This is a genomic window from Curtobacterium sp. PhB190 (assembly GCF_004365385.1).
GTDB lineage: Bacteria > Actinomycetota > Actinomycetes > Actinomycetales > Microbacteriaceae > Curtobacterium.
Genome location: NZ_SODN01000015.1, coordinates 38,086 through 59,493 on the forward strand (window position 1 = coordinate 38,086; position 21,408 = coordinate 59,493).

The 21,408-nt window shown below is 71.2% G+C and carries 23 protein-coding genes and 1 rRNA gene; 5 read left to right on the plus strand and 19 right to left on the minus strand.

Annotated elements, in window-relative coordinates; all coding sequences use genetic code 11:
- Positions 1-21: 21 nt before the first annotated feature.
- The gene (locus tag EDF47_RS18490) at positions 22-1,290 is read right to left on the minus strand and encodes an MFS transporter (RefSeq protein ID WP_243834093.1); all 1,269 of its coding nucleotides are present in this window, start codon (positions 1,288-1,290) and stop codon (positions 22-24) included.
- Positions 1,291-1,421: 131 nt separating this feature from the next.
- Between EDF47_RS18490 and EDF47_RS18495 the strand changes: the two genes are divergently transcribed.
- Complete coding sequence (locus EDF47_RS18495; RefSeq protein ID WP_123341243.1) at positions 1,422-2,012, plus strand: TetR/AcrR family transcriptional regulator; 591 nt, start codon at positions 1,422-1,424, stop codon at positions 2,010-2,012.
- A 47-nt stretch (positions 2,013-2,059) separates the two neighbouring features.
- Here EDF47_RS18495 and EDF47_RS18500 read toward each other — a convergent pair whose 3' ends face one another.
- Positions 2,060-2,491, minus strand: coding sequence for a hypothetical protein (locus EDF47_RS18500; protein WP_131881715.1), 432 nt, complete (start codon positions 2,489-2,491; stop codon positions 2,060-2,062).
- Between the two features lie 140 nt (positions 2,492-2,631).
- Between EDF47_RS18500 and EDF47_RS18505 the strand changes: the two genes are divergently transcribed.
- Positions 2,632-3,492: an NAD(P)-dependent oxidoreductase gene (locus EDF47_RS18505; protein ID WP_111086594.1), complete on the plus strand. Its 861-nt coding sequence runs from the start codon at positions 2,632-2,634 to the stop codon at positions 3,490-3,492.
- A gap of 34 nt (positions 3,493-3,526) precedes the next feature.
- Here EDF47_RS18505 and EDF47_RS18510 read toward each other — a convergent pair whose 3' ends face one another.
- Both EDF47_RS18510 and EDF47_RS18515 read right to left on the minus strand, forming a co-directional pair.
- Positions 3,527-5,074 (minus strand): methyltransferase, encoded by a 1,548-nt coding sequence (locus EDF47_RS18510; protein ID WP_207913295.1) that lies wholly within the window; start codon positions 5,072-5,074, stop codon positions 3,527-3,529.
- Between the two features lie 38 nt (positions 5,075-5,112).
- On the minus strand, positions 5,113-5,478 hold the full coding sequence (locus EDF47_RS18515) for a helix-turn-helix domain-containing protein (RefSeq protein WP_131881720.1): 366 nt from the start codon (positions 5,476-5,478) through the stop codon (positions 5,113-5,115).
- Between the two features lie 100 nt (positions 5,479-5,578).
- On the opposite strand from EDF47_RS18515, the gene EDF47_RS18520 reads away from it, so the two are divergent.
- Positions 5,579-6,832, plus strand: coding sequence for an MFS transporter (locus tag EDF47_RS18520; RefSeq protein WP_133939082.1), 1,254 nt, complete (start codon positions 5,579-5,581; stop codon positions 6,830-6,832).
- Between the two features lie 96 nt (positions 6,833-6,928).
- Here the strand turns inward: EDF47_RS18520 and EDF47_RS18525 are convergent, their stop codons facing one another.
- Entirely contained in the window at positions 6,929-7,384 is a 456-nt protein-coding gene (locus EDF47_RS18525) for a TIGR02611 family protein (protein ID WP_243834094.1), read from the minus strand.
- A gap of 131 nt (positions 7,385-7,515) precedes the next feature.
- The gene (locus EDF47_RS18530; RefSeq protein ID WP_133939084.1) at positions 7,516-7,848 is read right to left on the minus strand and encodes a TraR/DksA C4-type zinc finger protein; all 333 of its coding nucleotides are present in this window, start codon (positions 7,846-7,848) and stop codon (positions 7,516-7,518) included.
- A 50-nt stretch (positions 7,849-7,898) separates the two neighbouring features.
- On the opposite strand from EDF47_RS18530, the gene EDF47_RS18535 reads away from it, so the two are divergent.
- Entirely contained in the window at positions 7,899-8,936 is a 1,038-nt protein-coding gene (locus tag EDF47_RS18535; protein ID WP_131847179.1) for an LLM class flavin-dependent oxidoreductase, read from the plus strand.
- Between the two features lie 36 nt (positions 8,937-8,972).
- On the opposite strand, the gene EDF47_RS18540 is transcribed toward EDF47_RS18535, so the two are convergent.
- Positions 8,973-9,482: an ASCH domain-containing protein gene (locus EDF47_RS18540; RefSeq protein WP_243834095.1), complete on the minus strand. Its 510-nt coding sequence runs from the start codon at positions 9,480-9,482 to the stop codon at positions 8,973-8,975.
- A 124-nt stretch (positions 9,483-9,606) separates the two neighbouring features.
- Between EDF47_RS18540 and EDF47_RS18545 the strand changes: the two genes are divergently transcribed.
- Positions 9,607-10,053, plus strand: a complete 447-nt coding sequence (locus tag EDF47_RS18545; protein ID WP_166673269.1) for a DUF2510 domain-containing protein — start codon at positions 9,607-9,609, stop codon at positions 10,051-10,053.
- Positions 10,054-10,167: 114 nt separating this feature from the next.
- On the opposite strand, the gene EDF47_RS18550 is transcribed toward EDF47_RS18545, so the two are convergent.
- From EDF47_RS18550 to rrf, 12 genes are all read right to left on the minus strand, one after another.
- Entirely contained in the window at positions 10,168-11,184 is a 1,017-nt protein-coding gene (locus EDF47_RS18550; protein WP_133939106.1) for a site-specific tyrosine recombinase XerD, read from the minus strand.
- A gap of 19 nt (positions 11,185-11,203) precedes the next feature.
- Positions 11,204-11,785 carry a DUF1349 domain-containing protein gene (locus EDF47_RS18555; protein ID WP_133939090.1) on the minus strand — a complete coding sequence of 194 codons (582 nt, stop codon included), beginning with the start codon at positions 11,783-11,785 and terminating at the stop codon, positions 11,204-11,206.
- Complete coding sequence (locus EDF47_RS18560; protein WP_173170563.1) at positions 11,782-12,357, minus strand: NUDIX hydrolase; 576 nt, start codon at positions 12,355-12,357, stop codon at positions 11,782-11,784. Before EDF47_RS18560 ends, EDF47_RS18555 begins: the two co-directional genes overlap by 4 nt.
- 228 nt (positions 12,358-12,585) lie before the next feature.
- Positions 12,586-14,301 (minus strand): CTP synthase, encoded by a 1,716-nt coding sequence (locus EDF47_RS18565; protein WP_173170571.1) that lies wholly within the window; start codon positions 14,299-14,301, stop codon positions 12,586-12,588.
- Between the two features lie 131 nt (positions 14,302-14,432).
- Positions 14,433-16,127: a DNA repair protein RecN gene (gene recN, locus EDF47_RS18570; protein ID WP_131881740.1), complete on the minus strand. Its 1,695-nt coding sequence runs from the start codon at positions 16,125-16,127 to the stop codon at positions 14,433-14,435.
- Positions 16,128-16,152: 25 nt separating this feature from the next.
- Entirely contained in the window at positions 16,153-17,082 is a 930-nt protein-coding gene (locus EDF47_RS18575) for an NAD kinase (protein ID WP_111086586.1), read from the minus strand.
- Complete coding sequence (locus EDF47_RS18580; protein ID WP_243692515.1) at positions 17,079-17,891, minus strand: TlyA family RNA methyltransferase; 813 nt, start codon at positions 17,889-17,891, stop codon at positions 17,079-17,081. Before EDF47_RS18580 ends, EDF47_RS18575 begins: the two co-directional genes overlap by 4 nt.
- Positions 17,892-17,904: 13 nt before the next feature.
- Positions 17,905-18,072 (minus strand): hypothetical protein, encoded by a 168-nt coding sequence (locus EDF47_RS19995; protein ID WP_165932464.1) that lies wholly within the window; start codon positions 18,070-18,072, stop codon positions 17,905-17,907.
- A 10-nt stretch (positions 18,073-18,082) separates the two neighbouring features.
- Positions 18,083-19,054: an HAD-IIA family hydrolase gene (locus EDF47_RS18585; protein WP_133939092.1), complete on the minus strand. Its 972-nt coding sequence runs from the start codon at positions 19,052-19,054 to the stop codon at positions 18,083-18,085.
- Between the two features lie 31 nt (positions 19,055-19,085).
- Positions 19,086-19,901, minus strand: a complete 816-nt coding sequence (locus EDF47_RS18590; RefSeq protein ID WP_131881746.1) for a hypothetical protein — start codon at positions 19,899-19,901, stop codon at positions 19,086-19,088.
- Positions 19,892-20,920, minus strand: a complete 1,029-nt coding sequence (locus EDF47_RS18595) for a hypothetical protein (protein WP_133939094.1) — start codon at positions 20,918-20,920, stop codon at positions 19,892-19,894. Before EDF47_RS18595 ends, EDF47_RS18590 begins: the two co-directional genes overlap by 10 nt.
- 400 nt (positions 20,921-21,320) lie before the next feature.
- Positions 21,321-21,408, minus strand: a 5S ribosomal RNA gene (gene rrf, locus EDF47_RS18600); the annotation flags it as partial.

Sequence of the window (21,408 nt, forward strand, 5' to 3'; positions counted from 1 at the left end):
TCAGAGCCTGGGGAAGCGTGGTCAGCGCACGCCGCGGATGCGGGACACCGAGACGATGCCGAGCAGTCCGACGACGGCGCCGGTGATGAAGAAGCCGCTGTACCCGCCGGTCAGGGCGATGACGCCCGGGGCCGCAGCGGGCACGATCGACTGGGGCAGGGCCTGCGCGATGTTGACGACGCCGAGGTCCTTCGCGTTGTCCTCGTCGGACGGCAGCACGTCGGTGATGAGCGCCAGGTCGACGGCGTAGAAGACGCCCATGCCGGCACCCATCACGAACTCGCCGACCAGGACCATGCCGAGCGACGGCGCGAGCGCGATGATCACGAGCCCGACCACGCCGACGATGCCCGCGATCGCGACGAACAGCTTGCGGCGGCCGAGCTTGTCCGACAGCCAGCCGGCGATCAGCGAGGTGAGCACGATGCCGACGACGTTCCACAGCGTTCCCTGGAACACCGCGTTCGCGACGTGGTCCGGGTCCACGCCGATGTCGTCCCGCAGGAAGTACGTCAGGTAGCTCACCGCGGTGTACTGCGCGGCGACCATCAGGAACCGGGTGAGCCAGGCCCAGCCGAGGTCCGGGTGCTTCACGGGGTTGAAGACGAACGAGCCGAAGACCTGCCCGATGCTGAGCTTCGACGTCGGCCGGTTGGTGAGCACGCGGTCGCGGAACACGAGCGCGTAGAGCACGACGACGATCGACCCGATCGCGCCGGGGATGATCATCTGCGTCGCCGAGGTCGAGAAGAGCTGCACGAGGAACGTGCCGCCGACGAGCGCGAGGTTCTGGGAGAGCCCGAGCAGCGCCGCGACCCGGCCGCGCTGGGACCGCGTGACGTGGTCCGGCAGGACCGCGGTCATGGCGGCGATCGTGGCGTTGTAGGCGATCTGCGTGACGCCCCACGCGAGGACGAGCACGACGGTCGAGGTCGTCGTCGCGACGACCACGAGTCCCGCGAAGCCGACCACGGTGCCACCGATGATCCACGGACGACGCATGCCGAGCCTCCCGGCAGTCCGATCGCTGAAGCGACCGGCCAGGGGGTTGGCGACCATCGCGGCGAACGCGCCGACACCGAGTGCCAGGCCGAGCACACCCGCTTGGTTGTCCGGCGCGATCTCGGCGACCTTGAGCGCCATGGCGACCAGCACCGGCGGCAGCAGCGCGATGTACAGGCCGAGCATCGCGATCGGCATGCCGAGCGTGTACATGAGCGGGGCACCTCGGCCGCGCGTGGGTGCGACTGCGGTCGGGGTGTCGTTGACGGTCAGGGCGTCGTTGGCCACTGCAACCTCTTCTCGGGTACGCCACCTGCACCGGTGACTCGCACGCCTTCGTCGGCGGCTCCGCCCACGGTAACACCAAAACCAAGTGCGGCTAGGTTTTCTGTGTGCACTCCGAGCGGTACAGTCCTGCCATGGCACGACGGGGTTCGTACGCGAAGGGCATCGCGAAGCGCGAGGAGATCCTCACGGTCGCGCTCGACCTCGTCGCTTCGCAGGGGTTCCGCCGCACCAGCATCAAGGACATCGCCGACGCCGTCGGGCTGACCCAGGCCGGCCTGCTGCACTACTTCGACTCCAAGGACGAGCTCTGGGTCGAGATCCTGCGACGACGCGACGAGCTCGACCTCGCCCACGACTGGCAGGCACCCGACCCCGCTGCACTGCTCGCCGCGATCGTCCGGCACAACGCCGAGGTCCCCGGCCTGGTGCAGATGTTCGTCAACCTCTCTGCCGCCGCTGCGACCGACCCCGAGCACCCCGCGCACGCGTACTTCCAGGAGCGCTACGAGCGCAGCCGTCGCGACCTGTCCGCCGACTTCCGCACCATGCAGCAGGACGGACGACTCCGCGCCGACGTCGATGCCGAGGAACTGACGAGCGTGCTGCTCGCGGTGTCCGACGGCATGCAGATCCAGTGGCTGTTCGACCCGTCGCGGGACATGGCGCAGCACGTCGAGCTCGTCGCCCGGCTCGCGATCGCCCAGGTCGCCCCCACCGCCTGACAGGAGGCACGGCGCGGTCCAGCGCGGCGGCTCCGGTCACGCGACGGTCAGGGCAACCGCACCGAGGCCAGCGCGTACGACGCGTCGGCCCACGCACGGACCTGCGCCTTCGACAGGGGCTCCTCCGGCGAGGTCGACCAATCCGAGATGTTGCGCCCGCGCATCTCCTTCGCGAGGTGCCCAAGCACGTCTCGCTTCGACTCTGTCGCCAATGCCGCGCCGAACTGCTCCGCGCCGGGGACGTCGGCCAGCTCGGTCAGGTAGGCCTGGCAGAACCGGTCAGCCGCTTCTGCGCGCAGGTACGGACTGTCGAGCGTGGCGTACCAACGCCGGAAGAACTCGTCGTACGGCCCAGAGTCTCGCATGAAGCCGCCGGACGCGAACAGGAGTTCGCGAACCCGCCCCGGGGTGAGCCCGCGTGCTTGCTGCACGGCATCACCGATCTTGCCCGCGTCGACCAGGTCAGCGAGAGTGCTCACACTTGCAGCGTAGCCGGAACATCACATTCGGCGCTCCCCGCCGGACAGCGGGGTACGGACAGGGCCTGGTCGGGTCAGGCGGCGCCGGGCAGGATGGGGCGTGCCCGGAGGGCGACCCGACGAGGATGTGGAGTGACGCGATGACGCGTGTAGTGGTGACCGGCGGCAGCGGCAAGCTCGGACGAGCGGTGGTGCGCGACCTCGATGCGCACGGGTACGACGTGGTGCTGCTCGACCGCGTGCCCTCCCCCGACCAGCCCGAGGGCGTGCAGTTCGTCCGGATCGACCTGACCGACTACGGCCAGGTCCTGAACGCCCTGCTCGGCATCGACGACCGGTACGACCACGTGGACGCCGTCGTGCACCTCGCGGCCGTGCCCGCTCCGGGGCAGGTCCCCGACGTGGCGCTCATCACGAACAACGTGACGGCGTCGATCAACGTCTTCCACGCCGCACGGGCCGCGAAGATCAAGAACCTGGTGTGGGCGTCGAGCGAGACCCTGCTCGGCATCCCGATGGGCGAGCACCACCCGCCCTACCTGCCCGTCGACGAGGAGTTCGCGGTCCGCCCGCAGTCGTCGTACTCGCTCGGCAAGGCGGTCGAAGAGGAGATGGCCCGCCACTTCACCCGCTGGGACCCGGAGCTGAAGATGATCGGCCTGCGGTTCTCGAACGTGATGGACGAGACCGACTACCCGGCGTTCCCGTGGGACGCCACCCCGGAGGCGAAGACCTTCAACCTGTGGTCCTACATCGACTCGCGTGACGGCGCCCAGGCGGTCCGCAAGGCCGTCGAGGCCGAGCTCACCGGGTTCGAGGCGTTCGTCATCGCGAGCCCCGACACCGTGATGGACACCCCGACGATCGAGCTCGTCGAGCGCTACGTGCCCGACATCGAGCGTCGCGCGGACATCGACGGCGTCAGCTCGCTGCTGTCGTCCGAGAAGGCCCGCGAGCTGCTCGGCTACGCCCCCGAGCACAGCTGGCGCGACGGCCGCTAGCAGCGCCCGCGTCCGCCGCTGAGCGGCCCCTTCGCTAGGCCGGCAGCAGCAGCCCGTCGAGCACCAGGTCGCGCGCCACCGGCAGCAGGTCGGCGGCGAGCACCTGCTCGTCGACACCCGTGATCTGCGCCAGCGCGCCGACGATCGCCGCGACGGACAAGTCCCCGTCGCAGGCTCCGACGAACGCAGCGAGCGCCGTGTCCGCGTCCACCCGCCGTCCGAGTCCGCCGCCCTGCACGAGCGTCATCACCGTGGGGTCGTCGTTGCCCGGCCAGTAGTAGCGCTCCTCGGTGACGTCGCCCGCCACCGTCAGGTGTGCCGTGGCGAGCGCGGCGTCGTCGTGCGCGGCGAGCCACGCGGCCGCGTCGAGGACGCGAGCGACCGTGGCGCCGAGCCCGGCGGGGTTGGAGCCGAGCGTCTCGGGGACGCGCTCGAACCGGCGGAGGCTCGCCGTTCCTCCTGGCAGGGCTCGACGCACCACGACGTAGCCGAAACCGACGCCGGTGACGCGGCGGTCCGCGAAGTCGTCGAGCCAGGCGCCCATCAGCGTGTCGAACTCGGGCGTCCCGGGCTTCGTGCCGCCGTCGCGGATCCAGGTCTCGGCGTACGACGTGGGGTCCTGGCGCTCGCGCTCGATGACCCACGCGTCGAGGTCGGTGTCCGCGAACCAGCTGCGCACACGGTCGAGGCCGTCGACGCCCCAGTGGTACTCCCAGTTGCCGAGCAGCTGCGCGGTCCCACCGGGCTCGAGGTGCTCGGACAGGCCGCGGAGCACGGTCTCGACGAGCGCGTCGCCGACCATGCCGCCGTCGCGGTACTCGTACGAGGGGACGCCCGGCCGACGGGGTGTGATGACGAACGGCGGGTTCGACACGATGCGGTCGAACCGCTCCCCCGCGACGGGCTCGAAGAGCGAACCGTACCGGAAGTCGATCCCGTCGATGCCGTTGAGCTGCGCGTTGAAGCGGGCGATGTCGAGGGCGCGGCGCGAGATGTCGGTGGCGACCACGTGCTCGGCGAAGCGCCGGGCGTGCATGGCCTGGATCCCGCATCCGGTGCCGAGGTCGAGGACCGTGCGGACGGGGACGGGGATCTGCAGGCCGCTCAGCGTGGTGGTGGCGCCGCCGATGCCGAGGACGTGCTCCTCGCTGATCGCGTGGCCGAGGGCGAGTTCGCCGAGGTCCGAGACGATCCACCAGCTGCCGGCGCCGAGGTCGTCGACGAAGGCGTAGGGGCGCAGGTCCACCGTCGGCTCCACGACTGCGGCGTCGGTGTCGCAGACCCGCAGCAGGCCTGCCGCGACCACGGCGTCGAGCCCGGCGGTCGGGAACGCGGCAGCTGCGTCCGCGCGGGACGTCGGCAGCCCGAGCACGAACAGGGTGGCGAGGGTGCCGAGCGGGGATGTCTCACGAGCAGCCAGGGCACGGCGGGCCGCCACTCGCGACCCCCGGTGCAGCGATGCGGCCGCTTCGGTCCCCCAGAGTGCGTCGACCCGGTCGACGGTGAAGCCGGCGGCGTCGAGGTCCGCGGCGAGCGCCGTCGTCGCGGCCGGGTCAGCACTGATGTCGGGGAGCGTGTGCACGGCCGCCCCGGCGCCGGCACCCGCGCCGGGTACCGTGCTCACGACTCGATCCCGTCGCGGAGCAGCGCCGCGGGCACCTGCCAGTCGAGCACCAGGTCGAGCAGCCCCGGGAACCGCTGCTGCACGTCCTCGATCCGGACCCGGCTGATGCGGGTCAGGCCCTCGAGGTGCTGCTCGAGCAGTCCGGCCTCGCGCAGGACCCGGAAGTGGTGGGTGAGCGTGGACTTCGGTCGGTCGATCCCGACCCAGCCGCAGCTCCGTTCGCCACCGGCGGCGTCGACGAGGTAGCGGTGCAGGATCGCCAACCGGATCGGGTCACTCAGGGCGTCCAGGACGACGGGGAGGTCCATCTCGGCCGCGGACGGCTGGGGCAGCCGCTCGGGGGCATCGACGTGCGCGGGCATGGACGGGACGCTACCACCGTTCGGCTTGCTGTACGACTTGCGTCGTACTGCGGACTGCGGTACGAATGCAGTCGTACAACGGACCATCGGAAGGATGCTCATGCAGCAGTCAGCTCGCTCGGTCGCCGGGTTCTGGATCCTCGCGGCGATGCTCCTGGTGTCGGTCGCGTCGTCCGCGGTCCCCTCGCCGATCTACCCGGTCTACGCCGCCGAGTGGCACCTCACGCCACTGATGCTGACCGGCGTCTTCGCCATCTACGTCGCCGGGTTGCTCGCGAGTCTGCTGATCGCCGGCCGACTGTCCGACCACGTCGGCCGCAAACCCGTGCTCGTCGCCGGCGGTCTGGGCGTCGCCCTGTCGCTCGGACTGTTCGCGATCGCGGACGGCGTCGGCGCGCTCATCGTCGACCGCATCGTGCAGGGTATCTCCGTCGGGCTCCTGATCGGTGCGCTCGGGGCGGCCCTCATCGACAACTCGCTCGAGCGGCACCCGACCCTGGCCGGCGTGCTGAACGGCGTCATCCCGCCGATCGCGCTGGCCACCGGTGCGATGTCGAGCGGGGCGCTCGTGCAGTGGGGTCCGGCGCCGGAGCAGCTCGTCTACCTGGTCTTCGGCGCACTGCTCGTACTCCTCGTGCTGGCGCTGTTCGTGGTCCCCGAGCAGGTCCAACGGCGCCCCGGAGCACTCCGTTCGCTGCGCCCGACGATCAGCGTGCCGCGGAGCTCGCGTCGACTGTTCCGCGGGGTCGTCGGTTCCCTCGTCGCCAGCTGGGCCCTCGGCGGCATGTTCCTCTCACTCGTCCCCTCGGCCCTCGGTGCCGTGTTCGGCATCACGAACCACTTCGCGGCCGGCGCACTCATCGCCGTCGTCACGGGCGTCGGTGCACTGACCGGGCTCACGACGCAGCGGATGGACGCTCGTCGCGCCGTGCTCGTCGGGCTCGTCGCCCTGGTGCTCGGCCCGATCGTGACCGTGGCGTTCGTGATGGCCCACTCCCTGCCCGGCCTCGTCGTCGGCAGTGCGATCGCCGGCGTCGGCTTCGGCGCCGGGTTCCAGGCGCCGCTGCGGATGCTGCTCGCGACCGCGGCACCGACCCACCGCGCCGGACTGCTCTCGACGATCTACGTCGTCAGCTACCTGGCGTTCGGGGTCCCCGCCGTCATCGGTGGGCTGCTCGAACCGTCGATCGGACTCGTCCCCGTCATCGCCGGGTACGGCGGGTTCATCGTCCTCGCGGCCGTCGTCGCGCTCGTGCTGCAGCTGACGTCGAAGGAAGCAGCCGCCGTCGAGGAGCAGGCCGCCGAGGTCATCGAGCGCACCGCCACCGGCTCGATCCGCGTCGCGGCGGAGTAGGCGGGCCGGCGCCCGGCACCCGCTTGGTGCGAGGTTGGCCACACGGTGCGAGGCCACAGCACCGCACGGAGTGATCAACCTCGCACCAGCTGACGGCTAGTGCCCCGGGTGCGCCGAGTTCGCGCCGCGCGCCCGTCCACGAGCACGCACCCCGACCGTCCGAGCAGCACCCGTGTGGGCGGCGTCGACGTCGGCCTTGCCCCGGTCGGCAGCATCACGCAGGCGCTTTGGTCCGTGCCGCTTGGCCCAGTCCCAGAAGCGGTGCAGCTGCGCCTTGAGCCACACGATGATCTTGTGGAAGAAGTGGAACTCGCTCGCCAGCACCGTGAGCCCGATGAACACCACGAGCCATCCCGGCCCGGGCAGCGGCACCAGGATGAGTCCGATGATGACGACCAGCCCGCCGACGATGCCGACGAGCACCTTGTAGAAGAGGTGCAGGTGCGGCCGCGCGTGGATCCAGGTCCGCATGTCGTGGAACCACTGGAAGCGCTGTCGCGGCGCACCGTCGGTCCGGCCCTCGCCGGGTCCGTCGTTCGCGTCGCCGTCCATGCCGAAAACGTAGGGCGTGCGGCTGGGAATCCGCGGCGCACGCGGTGGACGCGCGGTGCGCGTGACGGAGGACGTGTGGCGGGGATGCGCCGCGCCTCCCGTCCGTCAGCGGGTGTCCGCCGGGAGGCCCGTCACGCGTGGGCGACGCACGTCGCGGCCCACGGGACGGCGGCCAATCGGGCCGCTGGGATCGGTTCGCCGCCGACCGCGCAGGTTCCGTAGGTGCCGGCGTCGAGCCGCGCGAGCGCGGCGTCCACCTGCTCGATCCGCTGCCGGGCCGCGTCGCGGACGGCGCCGAGCGAGCCGCGCTCCCACGCGAGGGTCGCGCCCTCGGGGTCGTGCTCGTCGTCGGAGTTGGCGTCCTGGCGGGCGTCACTGACGTCGCGCATGCTCCGCTCGACGTCGGCGAGCAGCCGTTCGTTGCGGGCGCGTTCCGCGTCGAGCGCAGTGCGGGGGTCGTCCATGGCGGACACCGTAGTCGTGACGGAATGCCCGACTCTCCGGATGCGTTTGCATCGACATGACGAAGATCGGGTTCCTGTCGTTCGGACACTGGCGCGACGTGCCGGGGTCGAAGGTGCGCAGCGGGCGTGAGTCCCTGGTGCAGGCGATCGACCTCGCGGTCGCTGCCGAAGAGGCCGGCGTCGACGGCGCCTACTTCCGCGTGCACCACTTCGCACCGCAGCAGGCGGCACCGTTCCCCCTGCTGTCCGCGATCGCCGCGAAGACCAGCCGCATCGAGATCGGGACCGGCGTGATCGACATGCGCTACGAGAACCCGCTCTACATGGCCGAGGAGGCCGCGGCGACCGACCTGATCTCCGGCGGACGACTGCAGCTCGGCGTCTCCCGCGGCTCACCCGAGACCGCCCTCGCCGGTTACCAGCAGTTCGGCTACGTGCCGGACGCGTCCGACGAGAACGGCGGCGACATGGCCCGCGCGCACACCAGCGTGTTCCGTCGCGCCATCGCCGGCGAACCGATGGCCAACGCCAACCCGCAGATGACCGGCTCGGTCGGATCGCTGCCGATCTCCCCGCTCTCCGACTCGCTCGGCGACCGCATCTGGTGGGGCGCCGGCACACGAGCCACCGCCGAGTGGACCGCCGAACAGGGGATGAACCTGATGTCGTCGACCCTGCTCACCGAGGACACCGGCGTGCCGTTCGACGAACTGCAGGCCGAACAGATCGAGCGCTTCCGCCGCGTCTGGGCCGAGTCGGGCTGGGAGCGGACCCCTCGGGTGTCGGTGTCGCGCAGCATCATCCCGATCATCGACGACGAGTCGCGGCACTACTTCGGCGTGCGCGCACAGGTCGAGGGGCAGGACCAGGTCGGGCACCTCGACGGCGGGCTCGCCCGCTTCGGCCGCTCGTACATCGGCTCACCCGAGGACCTCGTCGCGGAGCTCGCGGCCGACCAGGCCGTCCGCGCTGCCGACACCGTGCTCGTCACGGTGCCGAACCAGCTCGGCGTCGACTTCAACGCGCGGCTGCTCGCCGCCGTGAAGGACGTGTTCACCGAGGTCGACGCGGCACCCGTCCCGGCCTGATCTGCTCGGTCAGGCGCTGACGGTCGGCGGCTGCGTCTACTCCGGCGTCGGCGTCGTCGTCTGGGTCGGCGCAGGCGTCGGCGTCGGCGTCGGCGTCGGCCAGATCAGCCGGAAGCGCTCGCAGACCACCGGCATGTCCGGTTCGAAGCCGCGCGGGTTCTCGGAGTGCTCACGCCAGTACGCCTCGTGCACCGTCCGCCAGTGCTCGAGAGTCCGGTCGCCCTCGCCTTCGGCGCGAGCGTGCTCGGCCCCGACGGCGTCGAACGGGACGATCCGGACGTCCGTCGTCTCGATGACGGCCCGGGGAACACCGGCGCCGTCGGTCACGATGCTGCACTCCCCGGCCGCGGGGAGCGGATCCCCCGTCGCCTCGTAGTCCCAGAGCGATGACGCTGTGCCGTCCTTGACCCCGCGGAGCACCAGGCCGAGCAGCTCATCAGCCTGGTGCGGCGTGGCACCGAACGACCACGCCTCCGGCACCTCGGCCGGCAGTTCCGAGGCCTCGTCGCGCCGCTCGTTCCAGAAGTCGTCCAGGCTCGCGGTCACCAGCCGACCGTAGCGCACCGCCGGGTGTCCGCACTTGTGCCGACACCCACCTTGGGACTGTGGCGGCGGGGCGGCGTCCCCTACCGTCGAGGAGCACCATCCCCCCGCACCTCGAGGAGTCCCCGTGACACTGCCGGCCGCAGGCTGGTTCCCGGACCCGCAGGACGCCAGTCGTCTCCGCTGGTGGGACGGTCACGCCTGGGGTGCCGCGACCCGTGTCCTGCCGAGTGCTCCGGAACCGGTCCTGCCGATCGTCGTCGCACCTGTCGGCCCCTCGTTCTCCGTGCACACGGCATCGATCCGGACCCACGCGTGGGCGTCCGGCGGCAGTCGCGACCGCCGGTTGTGCGTGTTCACGATACTCGCGGTGCTGCTGGCCCTGACGTCGATCCTCGTCAACCCGCTGGGTGTCAGCAGCGCGCTCGCCCTCGTGTGCGGGCTCGTCGGTGTCGCTCGCCCCGGTGCGACCGGCGGGTGGGCGGTCGCGGCGAGGAGTGCGTCCTCGAGCGCGGTGGTGGTGGCGGTCGCGACGGGCGCGGTGGCGGCATCGGCCCAGTTCCACCTCTTCTGACGCATCCGGGGCTGTCACCGTCCGACTTCGTGAGCAGAAATGGTCGGGTACCGACCAGCGACCCGACCATTTCTGCTCACGAAGTGCACGCCCGGGCCCGCCGAACGACGAGCCCTACCGCCGCGCCCGCGGATGCGCCGTCTGGTAGACGTCCCGCAGCATGTCCGCCGTCACCATCGTGTAGATCTGGGTCGTCGCGACGCTCGCGTGCCCGAGCAACTCCTGCACCACGCGCACATCGGCACCGCCCTCGAGCAGGTGCGTCGCGAACGAGTGCCGGAACGTGTGCGGCGACACATGCGCCTCGAGTTCCGCCGCCTCGGCCGCCGACTGGATCACGAGCCACGCGCTCTGCCGTGACAGCCGAGCACCTCGGGCGCCGAGGAACAGTGCCGGCGTCGAGGCCCCTCGTGCCGCGAACACCGGACGGGCCCGCACCAGGTAGGCGTCGATCGCCGCCCGGGCGAAACTGCCGAGGGGCACGACCCGCTGCTTGTTCCCCTTGCCGGTGACCTTCACGACGGCGAGACCGTCGGCGTCGGGGGCTGAGTCGTCGGACAGTGTCGTCACGTCGTCCACCGACAACCCCACCGCCTCGGAGATCCGCGCGCCGGTGGCGTAGAGCAGTTCGAGCAACGCCTTGTCCCGCAGCCGCACGGGGTCGTCCACACCGGAAACGCCGTCTGCGGAGACGTCCGTCGACACCGCGCCGAGCAGCCGCTCCATGTCCTCCACCGAGATCGCCTTGGGCAGCCGCATCGGGGCCTTCGGCGGCCGGACGGCGGTACCGGGGTCGAGCGGCAGCCAGCCCTCCCCCGCCGCGAAGGCCGTGAACGACCGCACCGAGCTGAGCATCCGGGCGATCGACCTCGGTGCCAGCGGACCGTCCGGCTTCGTCGCCAGGTAGGTCACGAACTCCGAGACGTCTGCCCGAGCGAGCCGCCCGACGTCGTCGATCGCAGATGCCCCGCCGGCCCGGTCGGCACCGTCGGACTCGACGACCGAAGCCGTCGCCAGCCACGAGGTGAACACCGCCAGGTCACGCCGGTACGCCGACAGCGTGTGCTGCGACAGCCCGCGCTCGATCGCGACGTGCCGCAGGTACGTCTCCGTGGCACGGTCCAGGGGAATCACGACAGCAGGCGCACGGTCAGTGCAGTGCCTCGTCGGGGGCCCCGACCCGGTACCCGGTGAACGTCACGGTCAGGCCGGCTCGCGTCGGAGCTGCACACAGCAGTCCGGCCGACACGGCAGCATCGGGATCGAGGTACGCAACCCGCACCAGCCGGGGTTCCTCGTCGTCGGCCCACGCCCGGACGGTCACGGCATCACCGTCGCGGCTGGCCCGGACGGTCACCACACGTCCCACCCACTCCGGCACGGGCGCCACCGACCAGTCCGAGAAGTCACGGGTCACCACGGCGCCGAGCTGCGGCGTCCCGTCGGAGAACTCGACACCGGCCTTGATCCAGTTCCGCTCGTCGACGCGCAGGAAGACACCGGCCTGGTCGAACTGCTCCGTGTAGTCGAGGACGAACGATGCCTCGACCGAGAACGACCCGTCGAGGGGCTGCACCAGCGCGTGCTCGGAGTCGTGGACGAACCCGTACGAGGTGGTCCGCCAGGCGTCGCTGCCCTCGACCGCGGTCACGCGCAGCACGTCGCCGTCGAACTCCACGGCCTCGGGCTCGTGCGTCCACGTCGCCGCGTCGACCAGTTCTCGCAGGCTCATGCGCGGCCTCGCTCGAGCGCATCCACCGCGAGCACGGCCACGACCAGCCCGGAGTTGTGCAGCCGACCATCGAGGATCGCCTCCACCAGCTCGGCCCGCGGCACCCACCGCTTCACGATGTCGGCTTCCTCAGCCTCGCGCTCGAACGCCGTCGTCGTGGGCCGCACGCCCCGGGCGCGGTAGACCTGCAGGAATTCGTTGCTCCCGCCGGACGACGTGTTGTACCGGACCAGCGGCTCCCAGGTGTCCGCTTCGAGGTCGGCCTCTTCAGCGAGTTCGCGGGCGGCAGCGACCTGGAGGTCCTCGCCCTCGACGTCGAGCAGGCCGGCCGGCAGCTCCCAGTCGCGCACCCGCACGGGGTGCCGGTACTGCTGGATCACGAGGACACGGCCCTCGTCGTCCTCGGCGTAGACCGCGACGGCACCGGTGTGGTCGATGTACTCCCGCACCATCGTCTCGTCGTGGTACGCGATCGCGTCGCGGCGCACGTCCCAGACGGCGCCGTCGTACACGACGGTGGACTCGGTGACCTCGAACGAGGCGGCTTCGTCAGCGATGGGTGCGTCAGTCACGGAACCATCCAAGCACGCGCCCCTCGCGGAACCAGGTTCCGGACACAGCACCGCGTCGTTCCGTGGTTCCGTGTCCGGAACCAGGTTCGGTGGGCGCGACCAAAGACTGACGGGAGGCGCGGTGCCAGCTGGCACCGTCCCTCCAGGCACGGCCGTCACCCCGCTGGCGCGGTGCGCCGGTACCGGCTGGCGGGGCCCACCTCCCGTCCGCTCGTGGCTGGGCTGTGCTTACGCGACCTGCTCCTCGTTCTGCGGGTCGAACAGGCTGGACGCCTCGTGGCGCTCGATCGCGGCCGCGACGAGCCCCGCGAACAGCGGGTGCGCGTTCGTCGGACGCGAGCGCAGCTCCGGGTGCGCCTGCGTCGCGATGTAGAACGGGTGCACGTCACGCGGCAGCTCGACGTACTCGACCAGGCTGCCGTCGGGCGACGTGCCCGAGAACACCAGGCCGGCGTCCGCGATCTGCTGCCGGTACGTGTTGTTGACCTCGTAGCGGTGACGGTGGCGCTCGGACGCCTCGGGCGCACCGTAGAGCGACTCGGCCAACGACCCGGAGCTGAACGTCGCCGGGTACAGGCCGAGGCGCATGGTGCCGCCCAGGTCGCCGCCGGCGATGATGTCGACCTGCTCCGCCATGGTCGCGATGACCGGCGTCGAGGTCTCCGGGTCGAACTCGGTGCTCGACGCGTCGGTCAGGCCGGCCTCGTGGCGGGCGTACTCGATGACCATGCACTGCAGGCCGAGGCACAGGCCGAGCGTCGGGATGCCCTGCTCACGGGCGAAGCGCAGCGCGCCGAGCTTGCCCTCGATGCCGCGCACGCCGAACCCGCCGGGGATGCAGATGCCGTCGACGTCGCCGAGCTGCTTCGCAGCGCCCTCGGGCGTGGTGCAGTCGTCGGAGACGACCCACTTCAGCGTCACCTTCGCGTCGTGCGCGAAGCCACCGGCACGGAGCGCCTCGGTGACCGACAGGTACGCGTCCGGCAGGTCGATGTACTTGCCGACGAGGGCGATCGTGACGTCCTTCTTCGGCTCGTGCACGGCACGGAGCACCGGGGTCCACGCGGTCCAGTCGACCGGGCCGGCCTCGAGCTTGAGCGCGTCGACGATGACCTGGTCGAGGCCCTGGTTGTTCAGCAGCGTCGGCAGGTCGTAGATCGACGGGACGTCCACGGCGTTCACCACGGCGTCCTCGTCGACGTCGCACATCAGCGCGATCTTCTTCTTGTTCGAGTCCGACACCGGGCGGTCCGACCGCAGCACGAGGGCGTCGGGCTGGATGCCGATCGAGCGGAGCGCGGCGACCGAGTGCTGCGTCGGCTTCGTCTTCTGCTCACCCGAGGCGTTCATGAACGGCACGAGCGACACGTGCACGAAGAACACGTTGTTGCGGCCGAGCTCGTGGCGCACCTGGCGCGCCGACTCGATGAACGGCTGCGACTCGATGTCGCCGACGGTGCCGCCGACCTCGGTGATGATGACGTCGGGCTGCGGGTCGTTCTCCGCCTGCTCGCGCATCCGACGCTTGATCTCGTCGGTGATGTGCGGGATGACCTGCACGGTGTCACCGAGGTACTCGCCGCGACGCTCCTTGGCGATCACCGTCGAGTACACCTGGCCGGTCGTGACGTTCGCCGACTGCGCCAGGTTGATGTCGAGGAAACGCTCGTAGTGCCCGATGTCGAGGTCCGTCTCCGCACCGTCGTCGGTCACGAAGACCTCGCCGTGCTGGAACGGGTTCATGGTGCCCGGGTCCACGTTGAGGTACGGGTCGAGCTTCTGCATGACGACCTTGAGGCCGCGAGCCGTCAGGAGATTGCCGAGGCTGGCTGCCGTCAGGCCCTTGCCGAGAGACGAGACGACCCCGCCGGTCACGAAGATCTGCTTCGTCACCTTCGGGGTCGGGGTGTTTGCCTGGGTACCGCTGCTGAGAGTGTCCGCCACGGGATTCCATCGTACGTCAGAACTGCCGGGAGGCGCGACCTCGGTTCGCCGTGGGCGTTGCGCGGGGTGGGTGGCCGGGTCTTCGGGCCGTGCGCGCGTGCTTGCGTGCGTGCTTGCGGCCGTGTGGCAGGTCAGGCCGTCTGGCCGGCCACGTCGAGCAGTTCGCGGGCGTGTTCCACGCCGCTCGCGCTGTCGCCGAGCCCCGAGAGCAACCGCGCCATCTCCTGCAGGCGGTCGTCGCCCTCGAGCCGTCGCACACTCGACGAGGTCACGGCGCCGCTGGCGTCCTTCACCACGTTGAGGTGGTTGTTCGCGAACGCCGCGACCTGCGCCAGGTGGGTGACGACGATGACCTGCGTGCGCTCGGCGAGCTTCGCCAGCCGACGGCCGATCTCGATCGCCGCGGCACCGCCCACGCCGGCGTCGACCTCGTCGAAGACGAACGTCGGCACGGTCGTGCTGCCGGCCATCACGACCTCGATCGCGAGCATCACGCGCGAGAGCTCGCCGCCCGATGCCCCCTTGCCGATCGGTCGGGGGTCGGTGCCGGAGTGCGGCTGCAGCAGGATCGACACCTGGTCGCGTCCGTGTCGGCGGTACTCCCCCGCCTCGGTGACCTCGACCACCAGGGTTGCGCCGGCCATCGCGAGCGTCTTCAGCTCGGTCGTGACGCGCTTCGCGAGGTCCGCTGCTGCCTTCGTGCGGGCAGCGGTCAACGCGGCCGCGGCCGCCCCGAGTGCCTGTTCGTCCTGTTCGACGGACTGCTGGAGGGCGGCGATGCGGTCGTCGTCGCCGTCCAGCTCGAGCAGGCGGTCGCTCGCCCGCTGCCCGTAGTCGATGACGTCGTCGACGGTCTCGCCGTACTTGCGGGTGAGGCCGGCGAGCAGGGCGCGCCGTTCGTTGATGAGCTCCAGGTCGTGCCCGGCCTCGGGCTCGAGCGAGCCGAGGTAGCTGGAGATGCTCGCCGAGGCCTCGGCCGCCTGGATGCCGAGCTCCGTGAGCTGTTCGAGCACGGGCTGCAGGGCGGCGTCGGAGTCGGCGACCCGCTCGACGGCGCGTCGGGCGGACTCGACCAGGCCGACGACGTCGGAGACGCCGTCGAGGGACTCGCTGGACAGGGCCTCGTGCGCCAGGGCCGCGGACAGCCGGAGTTCCTCGAGGTTGCCGAGCCGGTCGGCGCGCTCGGCGAGCTCGACGTCCTCGCCGGGCTGCGGGTCGGCCGCTTCGATCTCGTCCGAGGCAGCGCGGATCCGGTCGGCCTCGGCCACCCGCTCGTCGCGGTCGCGCGTCAGTGTCTCCAGTTCGCCCGTGTGCTGCTGCCACGCGTCGTACGCGGCGACGTACCGGTTCAGGACCTTCTCGAGGGCCGCCCCGCCGAAGCCGTCGAGCGCCGCACGCTGCGCGGTCGACGACGTCAGTCGGATCTGGTCGGACTGGCCGTGCACCGTCACGAGCTGGTCCGCGAGTTCACCGAGCACGGCGACGGGAGCGCTGCGGCCCCCGACGGTCGCACGGCTGCGCCCCTCGGCCGAGACCGTGCGCGTGAGGATCAGTTCGCCGTCCTCCACCGCGCCGCCGGCGTCCTCGACGCGTTCGGCGACGGCAGCGTGCTCGGGGACGTTCCACCGGCCCTCGACCACGGCGCTCGAGGCACCACGGCGGACCGAACCGGCGTCCGCCCGAGCACCGAGCAACAGCCCGAGGGCCGTGACGATCATGGTCTTGCCGGCACCGGTCTCGCCCGTGACGACGGTGAACCCCGGACCGAGTTCGAGCGTGGTCTCGCCGATGACCCCGAGGTCACGGATCGCGATCTCCTCGATCATCGGTGGTGCTCCTCGCCTCGGCCGGTCACAGGTGGTCCTCGTCCTCGTCGGTCTGCGGCCCGCGCCACCCGGTGACCGGGAGCCGGAACTTCGCGACCAACCGGTCGGTGAACGGGGCGTCCTTGAGGCGCGCGACCCGCACGGGGTCCGGCGACCGTCGGACCTCGACGCGAGCGCCCGGCGGCAGGTCGTGCGTCCGGCGACCGTCGCACCACAGCACCCCGACACCGCTCGTGCGCCGCAGGACCTCGATCGCGAGCGTGCAGTCCGGGCCCACCACGATCGGGCGGGCGAACAGGGCGTGCGCGCTGAGCGGCACCATCAGCAGGGCGTCGACGTCGGGCCAGACGATGGGACCGCCGCCGGAGAACGAGTACGCCGTGGACCCGGTGGGGGTCGACACGACGACGCCGTCGCACCCGAACGAGGACAGCGGGCGTCCGTCGACCTCGGTCACCACTTCGAGCATGCGCTCGCGCGATGCCTTCTCGATGGTGGCCTCGTTGAGCGCCCAACTCGAGTAGACGATCTGGTTGCCGACGACCACGTCGACCTGCAGGGTGACGCGCTCCTCGACGTGGTACTCACCCGACAGAGCACGCTCGACGGTCTCGGCGAGGGCGTCCCGCTCGCTCTCCGCCAGGAAGCCCACGTGCCCGAGGTTCACGCCGACGATCGGTGCCCGCGTCTCGCGCACGAGTTCGGCCGCGCGCAGGATCGTGCCGTCGCCGCCGAGCACGATGACGATCTCGAGCTGGTCCGCCTGGACGTCGACGCCCAGGATGTCGACCTGCCCCACCGAGGCTTCGGCCCGCCGGATGTCGGCGTACTCGTCGAACGGCATCACCGGGATCAGACCGGCGGCGTGCAGGAGGTCGCAGACCTCGACCGCAGCGTCGATCGAGTCACGGCGACCCGTGTGGGAGACGAGCAGGATGTGCCGGTCGTCGCTCATGCGGTCCCCTCTGTGAGTTCGGTTGCTCGGACTCTCCATTCTGTCGGATTGCCACCGACACCACGCTGGAAGCGCGCGAGGTACTCGTGGTTCCCGTGCGTCCCGATGATGGGCGACGCCGCGAGCCCGGTGGTCCCGAAGCCCAGGTCCCACGCGGCCCACAGGACGTTCATCAGGGCGTCGTCGCGGAGCGCCGGATCGTGCACGATGCCCTCGCGCACCCCACCGCGACCGACCTCGAACTGCGGCTTCACCAACAGGACGAAGTCGTCGGCGGGGACGGCCTCGGCCAGGGCGGGCAGCACGAGCCGGAGCGAGATGAAGGACAGGTCGCCGACCACCAGGGTCGTCTCGGCTGCGGCGCCGTCGAGCGCGAGGTAGTCCGACCGGGTCAGGCTGCGGGCGTTGGTGCCCTCGACCACGGCGACACGTTCGTCGACGGCGATCGTCGGGTGCAGTTGCCCGTGCCCGACGTCGAGCGCGATGACCCGGCGAGCACCACGGGCCAGGAGCACCTGCGTGAAGCCACCCGTGCTCGCACCGACGTCGAGCACCACACGGCCGGACGGGTCGACGCCGAACGCATCGAGCGCTCCGATCAGCTTCTGGGCAGCGCGGGAGACCCACTCGTCGGCCGCGTCGACCACGATGTCGGCAGCCGGCGAGGTCGGGGTGGAGGGCTTCACGACAGGACGACCGTCCACCGTCACCCGGCCGTCCTGGATGAGCTTGGTGGCAGCGGTGCGCGAGCGCGCGAGGCCACGTGTCGCGAGCAGGGCATCGAGGCGGACCGGGGTCGCGTCGGGCACGGCTCCGTCCGGTTCAGGCACTCGCGGTGCCGCCGCTCTCGAGCCGCGTGCGCAGCTCGTCGTGGAGTGCCGAGAACGCGTCTGCACGTTCGACGAGCGGCAGGGTCTCGGCCGCCGAGGTGCGCACGGCGAACTCGTCCTGCGGTTCCAGGTCGGCGGACGGCTGCTCGGGGTTCGGCACGTCCGACACGCTACTCGCCGCCGTACAGCTGCGGGTCCACGTCGAGGCCGTAGATGGCCAGACCGGACTCCCAGATCAGCGCTGCGCCGGCGCGGAGTCGATCGATGTCGCTGCCGGCGTCGAGCACCCGCACCACGTGTCCCCGCATCGCCACGGTGGCGCTGCCGACGGTGACGTACCGCGTGCCGTCGTCGTCCTGCCGCCGGACGATCACCGGGTAGGGCTCGGACAGACCACGGAGGTCCTCGAGCACGAACACCGGACGTGAACGCTGATCGGCCGCGAGCACCTGCTTCGCCTGGTCGATGCCCGTGAGCACGAGGACGCTCGGGATCCCGACGTCGTTCGCCCCCTTGATGTCGGTGTCGAGACGGTCGCCGATGAACAGTGTCTTCCCACCGCCGAACCGCTCGACCGCGGCGTCGAAGATCGGGCGCTCCGGCTTGCCGGCGACCACGGGCATCCGCCCCACGGCCTGGTGGACCGCGGACACGAGCGTGCCGTTGCCGGGGGCGATGCCGCGCTCGACCGGGATCGACCAGTCCATGTTCGTGGCGACCCACGGGATCGCCGGGTCGGCCAACGCGAACGACGCCTCGGCCAGTTCCTTCCACCCGAGGTCCGAGGAGAAGCCCTGGATGACCGCGGCCGGGGAGTCCTCGGCACTGGTCGTCACCGTGAAGCCGGCGGCCTCGACGATGCTCGACAGTCCCAGCCCACCGGTGACGAGCACCGTCGCGCCGGCGGGCACCAGCGTCGACAGGAGCTGCACGCCCGCCTGCGACGACGTGACGACGTCGTCCTCGGACACCTCGAGCCCGTAGCGCTCGAGGTGCTCGGCGACGTCGATCGGTCGTCGGGACGCGTTGTTGGTGATGTACCCGACCCGTGCGGTCAGCGATGCCCGTGTGAGCGCCTCGACCGCGTGCGGGATGGCGTTGCGCCCCCGGTAGACGACGCCGTCGAGGTCCGTGAGCACCACGTCGACGCCGTCGGTCGGCGCGGTCGGGACGTCAGTCGGCTGCGGAGCCGTCGACGTCGCGGGGGTTGTCGTCGTCGAGCTCGCCGGGCTCGTCGGCGTCGCCGGGTTCGCCGACGACGTCGGGCTCGGCGAGGGCTGGCTCGTCGTCGTCGAGGTCGGCGTCGTCGTCGTCGTCGAGCTGGTCGGTGTCGTCGAGCTCGCCGGCGTCTCCGTGTTCTTCGACTTCGAGCGTTTCCTCGACCACATCAACTGTCTCCCAAGCGTTCTCGTCGGCGGCTTCGGCGAGAGCCGTTGCCGCACGGTCGACACGGGCCCACCACTCGTCGGCCTCGTCCTGGCGGCCGAGCTCTTCGAGCGTGGCCGCGTAAGCACTGTAGAGCGCCGGTGACCACGTGTAGGCCGTGGACGGGTCCAGCTGTGGAATCTCCAGCTCGCCCAGGGCAGCTGTGGGGTTCCCGAGGTCGATGCGTGCGCCGGACATCGCGATCGCGAGTTCGACCTGCACCGCGGTGTCGAGCGCGGCACGCTCCACCGAACGACCGAGTTCGAGCGCACGCTCGGGGCGGCCGAGGCCTCGTTCGCAGTCCACCATCATCGGGAGCTGGTCGTTGCGGCCGGAGATGCGCCGGTAGGTGCGGAGCTCGCGCAGCGCGGTCGCGAAGTCCCCCAGGCGGTACGCCGTGATCGCAGCGGTCTCGCGGACGACACCGACGCGACCGGCACGGCGGGCGGCGCTCAGGGCGTGCTCGTTCGCCAGAGCGGGGTCCTCGTCGACGAACAGCGCCGCGGCCACGAGGTGCCGGGCGACCCAGTCGGCGTTGTCCTTGCTGAGCGTCTTCAGCTCCATGCGCGCTGCGGGGTCGAGGTCGCGCGCATCGATCTCGTCGGGGATGTCCGGGTCGTCGTGGCGCGGGCGGATCGACTTCGTGCCGTACGGGTCGCGGTCTTCCCAGTCGTCGCGGGCTGCCTCGCCGAACCGTGCGCCGGCGTGACGCGTCCCGTCGCCGAAGCGGCGTCGGTCGTCGCCACCGTCCTGACGCGGGCGGTCGCCACCGCGGGCCGGACGGTCCGAAGCACCCCGGAAGGACGGACGATCGCCGTCACGACGCGGACGGTCGGCGTCGCGGGCCGGACGGTCGGAACCACCGCGGTACGCGGGACGGTCGGAACCACCGCGGTACGCGGGACGGTCGCCGTCACGACGCGGACGGTCCGATGAGCCGCCACGGTACGACGGACGGTCGCCATCACGAGCCGGGCGGTCAGAACCACCGCGGTACGGGCGGTCTCCACCGCGGTCGGGACGGTCGGAACCACCGCGGTACGCGGGACGGTCGCCATCACGACGCGGGCGATTCGAGCCGCCCTGGTACGGGCGGTCACCATCACGACGCGGACGATCCGAACCACCGCGGTGAGCAGGACGATCGCCGTCGCGGGCGGGACGGTCCGAGCCACCGCGGTAGGCCGGCCGGTCGCCATCGCGGGCGGGACGGTCGGGACGGTCCGACCCACCGCGGTACGCGGGACGGTCGCCATCACGACGCGGACGATCCGAACCACCCTGGTAGGGGCGGTCCCCATCACGACGCGGACGATCCGAACCACCACGGTAGGCGGGACGGTCACCATCACGCGCGGGGCGGTCCGACCGGAACGGACGGTCCCCGTCGCGGCGCGGACGCTCAGCACCGCGGGGGCCGTCGCCGCGCGGCGGACGGCCGGAGTCGCCGCGATCGCTCCGCCACGACGGACGATCATCACGGTCTCCGGAGCGGAACGGACGGTCGCCACCGCTCCGCGGCGCACTGTCGCGACGTGCAGCGCCGTCGCGGAACGGACGGTCGGAGCGCTCAGGACGGTCACGACGGTCATCCTCACGGCGTTCGAAGTCACGCGGACCGGACGACCAACGGCCTCCGCTCGCAGCGTCTCCGCGCGGACCTCCGTCGCGTCGAGGGGCTCGGTCGTCCCGTCGGGGTCGGTCTCCCCGGTCGCCGTCGTTCCGCCGCTCGTCGTCGTTCGCCACCGTTGCTCCTCATCGCGTGCCCGAGCCGAAGGCCGGGCGTTCGTCCGCTGTGTCGTTGTGTTGGGTGCCGCGTCGGTCGGACCGACGTTCGAGCTCCAGTCCATCACGAACCGGAGCCGACGTCGAGCGACGAGCGACGAGCGGCAAAACAGAAATGGCCACCGGCCACCACCGTGAACGAGGGTCTCCCCTGCGATTTCACGATGGAGGGCCGATGGCCACATCTTCTTACGTTAAGTCCGGCGGCGTCCTACTCTCCCACAAGGTCCCCCTTGCAGTACCATCGGCGCTGAGAGGCTTAGCTTCCGGGTTCGGAATGTGACCG

What these genes read in the sequence shown, in the direction of transcription:
- EDF47_RS18520 (WP_133939082.1), top strand. Translation starts at nt 5,579, where the DNA reads ATGCAGCAGTCAGCTCGCTCGGTCGCCGGGTTCTGGATCCTCGCGGCG.
- EDF47_RS18530 (WP_133939084.1), bottom strand. Translation starts at nt 7,848, where the DNA reads ATGGACGACCCCCGCACTGCGCTCGACGCGGAACGCGCCCGCAACGAA.
- EDF47_RS18590 (WP_131881746.1), bottom strand. Translation starts at nt 19,901, where the DNA reads ATGGAGCTGAAGACGCTCAGCAAGGACAACGCCGACTGGGTCGCCCGG.
- EDF47_RS18525 (WP_243834094.1), bottom strand. Translation starts at nt 7,384, where the DNA reads ATGGACGGCGACGCGAACGACGGACCCGGCGAGGGCCGGACCGACGGT.
- EDF47_RS18555 (WP_133939090.1), bottom strand. Translation starts at nt 11,785, where the DNA reads ATGAGCCTGCGAGAACTGGTCGACGCGGCGACGTGGACGCACGAGCCC.
- EDF47_RS18495 (WP_123341243.1), top strand. Translation starts at nt 1,422, where the DNA reads ATGGCACGACGGGGTTCGTACGCGAAGGGCATCGCGAAGCGCGAGGAG.
- EDF47_RS18515 (WP_131881720.1), bottom strand. Translation starts at nt 5,478, where the DNA reads ATGCCCGCGCACGTCGATGCCCCCGAGCGGCTGCCCCAGCCGTCCGCG.
- recN (WP_131881740.1), bottom strand. Translation starts at nt 16,127, where the DNA reads ATGATCGAGGAGATCGCGATCCGTGACCTCGGGGTCATCGGCGAGACC.
- EDF47_RS18505 (WP_111086594.1), top strand. Translation starts at nt 2,632, where the DNA reads ATGACGCGTGTAGTGGTGACCGGCGGCAGCGGCAAGCTCGGACGAGCG.
- EDF47_RS18575 (WP_111086586.1), bottom strand. Translation starts at nt 17,082, where the DNA reads ATGAGCGACGACCGGCACATCCTGCTCGTCTCCCACACGGGTCGCCGT.